Origin of the sequence: Streptosporangium sp. NPDC005286 (assembly GCF_040607515.1) — a bacterium.
Lineage (GTDB): Bacteria > Actinomycetota > Actinomycetes > Streptosporangiales > Streptosporangiaceae > Streptosporangium.
The window spans coordinates 1-5,481 of record NZ_JBEXGU010000303.1 but is presented as its reverse complement, the minus strand read 5'-3'; the positions used below and the strand labels follow the sequence as shown (position 1 = coordinate 5,481).

Annotated in this window: 3 protein-coding genes; all 3 read left to right on the top strand. The window is 65.9% G+C overall.

Features of this window, described 5'->3' with window-relative positions:
• The first annotated feature begins 661 nt into the window (after positions 1–661).
• Positions 662–2,221 (top strand): hypothetical protein, encoded by a 1,560-nt coding sequence (locus ABZU75_RS44995; protein WP_355569219.1) that lies wholly within the window; start codon positions 662–664, stop codon positions 2,219–2,221.
• 216 nt (positions 2,222–2,437) lie between these two features.
• The gene (locus ABZU75_RS44990) at positions 2,438–3,703 is read left to right on the top strand and encodes a serine protease (protein WP_355569216.1); all 1,266 of its coding nucleotides are present in this window, start codon (positions 2,438–2,440) and stop codon (positions 3,701–3,703) included.
• Positions 3,704–3,832: 129 nt separating this feature from the next.
• Positions 3,833–5,005, top strand: a complete 1,173-nt coding sequence (locus ABZU75_RS44985; protein ID WP_355569213.1) for a hypothetical protein — start codon at positions 3,833–3,835, stop codon at positions 5,003–5,005.
• Positions 5,006–5,481: the final 476 nt, after the last annotated feature.

Genomic DNA, 5,481 nt, shown 5'->3' with positions numbered 1-5,481 from the left:
CGCGCCGGCGACTGGACCGAGGAGAGCGGGGTCGCGAGGAACGAGCGGCCCCGGTCGACGAGGGAAGGAGCCGGACAAGAGCGGCCGAACCGCGACGCGCCAGCGTCGCCGGCAACTCGCGAGGAACGAACGACTCCGCCCGACGAGGAAAGGAGCCGGATCCCAACGGCCGAACCGCGACGCGCCGGCGTCGCCGGCAACTCGCGAGGAACGAACGACTCCGCCCGACGAGGAAAGGAGCCGGATCCCAGCGGCCTCACCGCGACGCGCAGCGTCGCCGTATACCCGCGGCCGGCCGGAGGAACGAGAGGGGCCCGGTCTCAAGATCGGGCCCCTGCTCGCGTCGGCGGCCACAGCCCCTCCTCCCCCGGAACGTTCCGGGGGAGGAGGGACACCCACCGTCAGGACAACGACCAGTCTCGGCGTTTTCGCAGTTCACACGCTCAAATGAGCCGCACGAGATCTCTCGATCAAGCAAGGAAGGATCAGACGGGCGGAATGGATTTCCGGTTCCATGAATTTGGTAACGAAATCATATCGGTCCAGGCTCTTGCCCGTTTTGTAGCCCTTTACCCCATCTTTGCCGAGTACGGTCACCTCTTGTCTCTTTACGCATGCGTGGATCGCGTCCCGAGTGATCCATGACAAAGAAGGAGCTTCATTGAACCCCCGAGCCAAGCGTCTGATCCTTCCCCTCGGCGGTGCCCTCGCGGCAGCCGCGATGATCGGCGCCTCCCTCCCCGCCACCGCCCAGGCGAGCACCGCCGACCCCGACATCAAGTCGGCGGCGCTCACCCCCTCCGGTAACGCGAAGGCCATCGCGGGCTACTGGACCGCCTCGAAGCTGAAGTCGGCGAAGACCTACCTCTCCGACTCCACCGTCTCGGCGAAGCTGAACAAGACCGGCGCCGCCAGGGCGGCCGCCGACGGCAAGCCCGGCGTCGTCGCCCCCACCGGCGAGGGCGGCAAGTCCGCCGGCAAGTCGCGGAACGTGAACCTCCCGATCACCGTCGGCAAGGTCTTCTTCGTCGACAGCAAGGGACAGGAGCGCTGGTGCTCCGGCAGCTCCGTGCAGTCGAAGTACCGCAACCTGGTCGCCACCGCCGGCCACTGCGTCTACGACACCGACACGAACAAGCCGTTCAACAACTTCGTGTTCATCCCCGGCTACTACCAGGGCAAGGCTCCCTGGGGCATCTACGTCGGCGCCAAGGTCAACACCCACGATGACTTCACGGTCTACGAGGACTACGACTACGACTACGCCTTCGTCAACGTCTACAACGGCATCAAGCAGCAGCCGGAGAAGGAAGTCGACTACAAGACCTTCAAGGCGCACGTCGACAAGGGCGGTGTGGGCCGCGAGGCCGCCAGCACCGTCGACTTCGAGACCTACGACAAGTGGACCCAGAAGGGTGGCATCGGCAAGGTCGAGAACATCTCCTCCGAGGACGAGGTGGGCCCCCAGTACAAGGGCGCCCTCGCCGTCGCGTCGGAGACGGACAAGTGGGCCTGGGAGAAGGTCACCGGCGAGACCTACGGCCTGAAGAACGACAAGGTCACCCTCAAGGACAAGGAACTGCCGCAGGGCGACTGGCCCAAGGCCGGCTCCAAGCTCGAAAGCCGTGTCGAGAACGTCACCAAGAGCGAGTACGACGCCTACAAGGGTCCCGGCTACCGGAAGATCGACGAAAAGGGTAACTACACCATTACCCACTACTACGTGGTGAAGTACATTAAGAAGACCGCGTCGGTGAAGTATGTGATCTTCCGCCACTACATCTCGACGGTGGCCGACGCCGGTCGCCTCGGCGACAACGTCGGCGGCCAGGGCTTCGCCTGGAACCAGAAGCTGGGCAAGAAGGTCTTCACGTTCGGCTACCCGACCTCGGCCCACCTGGACGGCGACAAGCCGTACTCCGGTCACACCCAGAAGTGGTGCTACGGCACGACCGTCGCCGCTCCCGTCGTCGCGGCCTACAAGGCCGAGGAGCACCAGGCGATCAAGTGCGCCTTCACTCCCGGCGCCAGCGGCGGCCCCTTCCTGCTGCAGTACAAGAACAGCAAGCGGACCGGCTACCTCAACGGTGTGGTGAGCCTGACCATCGACAGCGACAAGAACAACCGCTACGACCGCGTCACCACCCCGTACTTCAACGGTGAGACGTACGGCATCTACAAGCACGCGGCCAACCTCTGGACCGGGAAGCTCCCGGCCTAGGACGCAGGCTGTGTGAACCAGGAGGGGCCCGGTACGCACCGGGCCCTTTCCGCAGCTTCACGGAGTGCTTATACACCCTCGGGCACACTGACCAGATAACGGAGCATGAGCGGATCGGTCCAGCGAACTGCCCAAAACCAAGTTGATCTGGAAAAATCACCCCTTGCATCCCTGGTAGCCCTCCGAAACTCCGGCCCTCCGAAAGGAATCCCCCTCATGTCCTCCCGCGTACGGCGGCTCACGGCCACACTCGGGGCGCTGATCGCCGCCTGTGTGACCATGACGTCGGCGTTCGCCGGGAGCGCCGCGGCGGGTCCGCTGAACACGGTGCCCAGCGGCATCACCTCGATCCCGCTGACCAAGAGCGTCGCCGACATGCGGCGGATCGCGGAGTACTGGAGCCCGGCCAGGCTCAAGCAGGCCATGGACAACGGGCCCGCGACACCCGGGGTGCCCGCGACACCCGGGGGGAAATCCGGCACCACCACCTCGCCGTCCCCCACCGCCGGAAACACCACCACCGGAAACACCACCACCGGAAGCGCCACGGCCGGAAGCGCCACGGCCGGAAGCGCCACGGCCACCGCCGCCGGGGAGGCGGGCGGCGCGACGGCCATGACCGAGGCGGCCACCACCGCGGCCGGCGGCGGGAAGAGCGCCGCCAAGCCCGGGGGGGCCGCGCCGCTGGTCAGGCCCACCCTTCCGAAGAAGCGGGCTCCGGGTTCCGGCGGCTCCCCACTGACCGTCGGCAAGGTGTTCTTCCGGATCGGCAACAAGGACTACTGGTGTTCCGCCTCCTCGGTGGCGGCGGCCAACCACAACCTGGTCGCGACGGCCGGACACTGCGCCTACGACGCCAAGACGGGCAGTCAGGCCGAGTACTGGATCTTCATCCCCGGCTACGACAAGGGCAACACCCCGTACGGGATCTATGTCGGCCACTCGCTCAACCTGCACGAGGACTTCGTCGGCAGGGGTGACTACGACTACGACTACGCGTTCGTCACCGTGCACGACGGCTTCAGGTGGAAGGCGAATAAGACCGCCGGCACCTACGAGATGGAGGGTGTCGGAAGCCTGGAGGACAACGTCGGCGGGCAGGGCCTGGCGACCAACCGGGGCACCGGCCTGTTCACCCTCGCCTTCGGCTACCCGGCCGCCCCACACCCCGACGGCAGCAGGCCCTACGACGGCCAGCGGCTCAAGTCGTGCGACGGGCGCACCGAAAAGGTGCGGGCCCCCGCTCGCCTGGTCGAGCAGGGTATTGCTCTGACCTGTGGATTCACCAACGGCGCGAGCGGTGGCCCCTGGCTGATCTCCTACGACAACAGGACCGCGCTCGGTTACCTCAACGGCGTCAACAGCTTCGCCTGGGACACCGACACCGACCGCAGGTACGACCGGATCTCCTCCCCGTACTTCATCGCGTCGACCTACGTCGCCTACCACTGGGCGGCCACCCAGCAGGCGCCCCGAACATAACGCCGCCTTAAGAGGGCCTTAAGAGGGGCTTAGACGACGTTTGGCCCGGCGGTCGCTGCATAGGTTCGTAGCTTGTCGTCCCGCAGTTCCCGGATCCCCGGGAACGTTGCAGCGCAAGGAGCTCGTCTTTTGAAACACTCTCTTCTTCCCCTCGGTGGCGCCGCAGCCGCCACCGCCCTGCTGGCCACCACCCTGGTCGGCCCCCTGGCGGGCACCGCCCAGGCCGCCCCCGACTGGGCGACCGACCCGATGGCCAGGAACAACTCCTCGGCGGTCTCGGTCATCAACTTCTGGGCAGCCTCGAACTTCGCCGCCCTCAAGAGGGCGACCGTCTACAACGCGGACCCCGGTGCCCCGAAGATGAAGGTCGGCGGCGGTTTCTCCCCCGACGGCAGGCCCGGCAGCGTCGGCCCGACCGGTTCCCAGAAGCCCACCCCGTCGCTCGCCAAGAACGTCAACCTGCCCAAGACCATCGGCAAGGTGTTCTTCGTCGTCAACGGGCAGTACCGGTGGTGCTCGGCCACCTCGATCCAGGGCAAGTACCGCAACCTGGTCGCCACGGCCGGCCACTGCGTCTACGACCCGGGCAGCAACAGCGACACCCTCGACAAGTGGGTCTTCGTCCCCGGCTACTACCAGGGCAAGACCCCGTGGGGCATCTACGTCGGCAAGTCGGCGTGGACGCACTACGACTTCGCCAACTACGAGGACTACGACAAGGACTACGCCTTCGTCACCGTCTACAACGGAGTCGCCTTCAACGGCGTCAAGCAGGTCACCAAGGCCGAGTACGCGGGGTTCAGCGGTCCCAAGTGGTCGCGCGGCTCGCACTACTACATCCTGCTCTCCAAGGATGTCGGCCGCCTGGGTGACAACGTCGGCGGCCAGGGCTTCACCTGGAACCAGAAGACCGGAAAGCCCGTCTACGTCTTCGGCTACCCCGCCGCCCCGCACCGCGACGGCGACAGGCCCTACAGCGGCGTGACCCCCAAGTACCTGTACGGCAAGACGTCGGGCAAGGAGTACGTCTCCGCGGCGGAGAAGGTCGAGGAGCACGTCGGTCTCAAGGGCGCCTTCACCCCCGGCGCCGACGGCGGCCCGTGGTTGACGCAGTACAGCAGCGCCAGGCGTCTCGGCTACGTCAACGGTGTCACCAGCCTCTTCGGCGACCAGGACCAGAACGACCGCTACGACCTGATCACCTCGCCGTACTTCGACGGTGAGACCGCCGAGATCTACCGCAAGGCCGCCAACGTGTGGTCCGGCAGGATCGTCGGTCCGAACGGCGAGCTCTACAAGTAGCCCGCGCACCTTCGAAGTTCCTGAGCCAGCAGCGGGACCCGGCGCCACGCGCCGGGTCCCGCACCCGTTTCCGGGGCGGGAGGGGCCCGGTCCAGGGGGCCGGAAGCCGGGCCGCGCGATGACGCGAAAGCCGGATCGGACCTTGAGGGGGCCGTTAGACGTGCCCGCGCCGGAATCGGTGCCATCAACTTGATGTGATCTGCATCACATAGACATGGTGGCTCACGGTAAGGGGGCACTCACGCCACATCTGCCACTTTCATCCCAACATCATGTCTAGCTGCGCAAACACCTTGAGCAAGTTTTGGTTACAGCGTCGACATCAGAGCCACTTAAACATCACGAAACGGTCTCGACACTCCAGACCCGCTTCTTCCCTCGCAAAGCGGCTTCCGGTGTTCAAGATCGGCGCTGTATGTTTCTGGCATTCCCTTTACTGACGCATGGGACGCAAGAAGCGTTCCACATCAGACCAA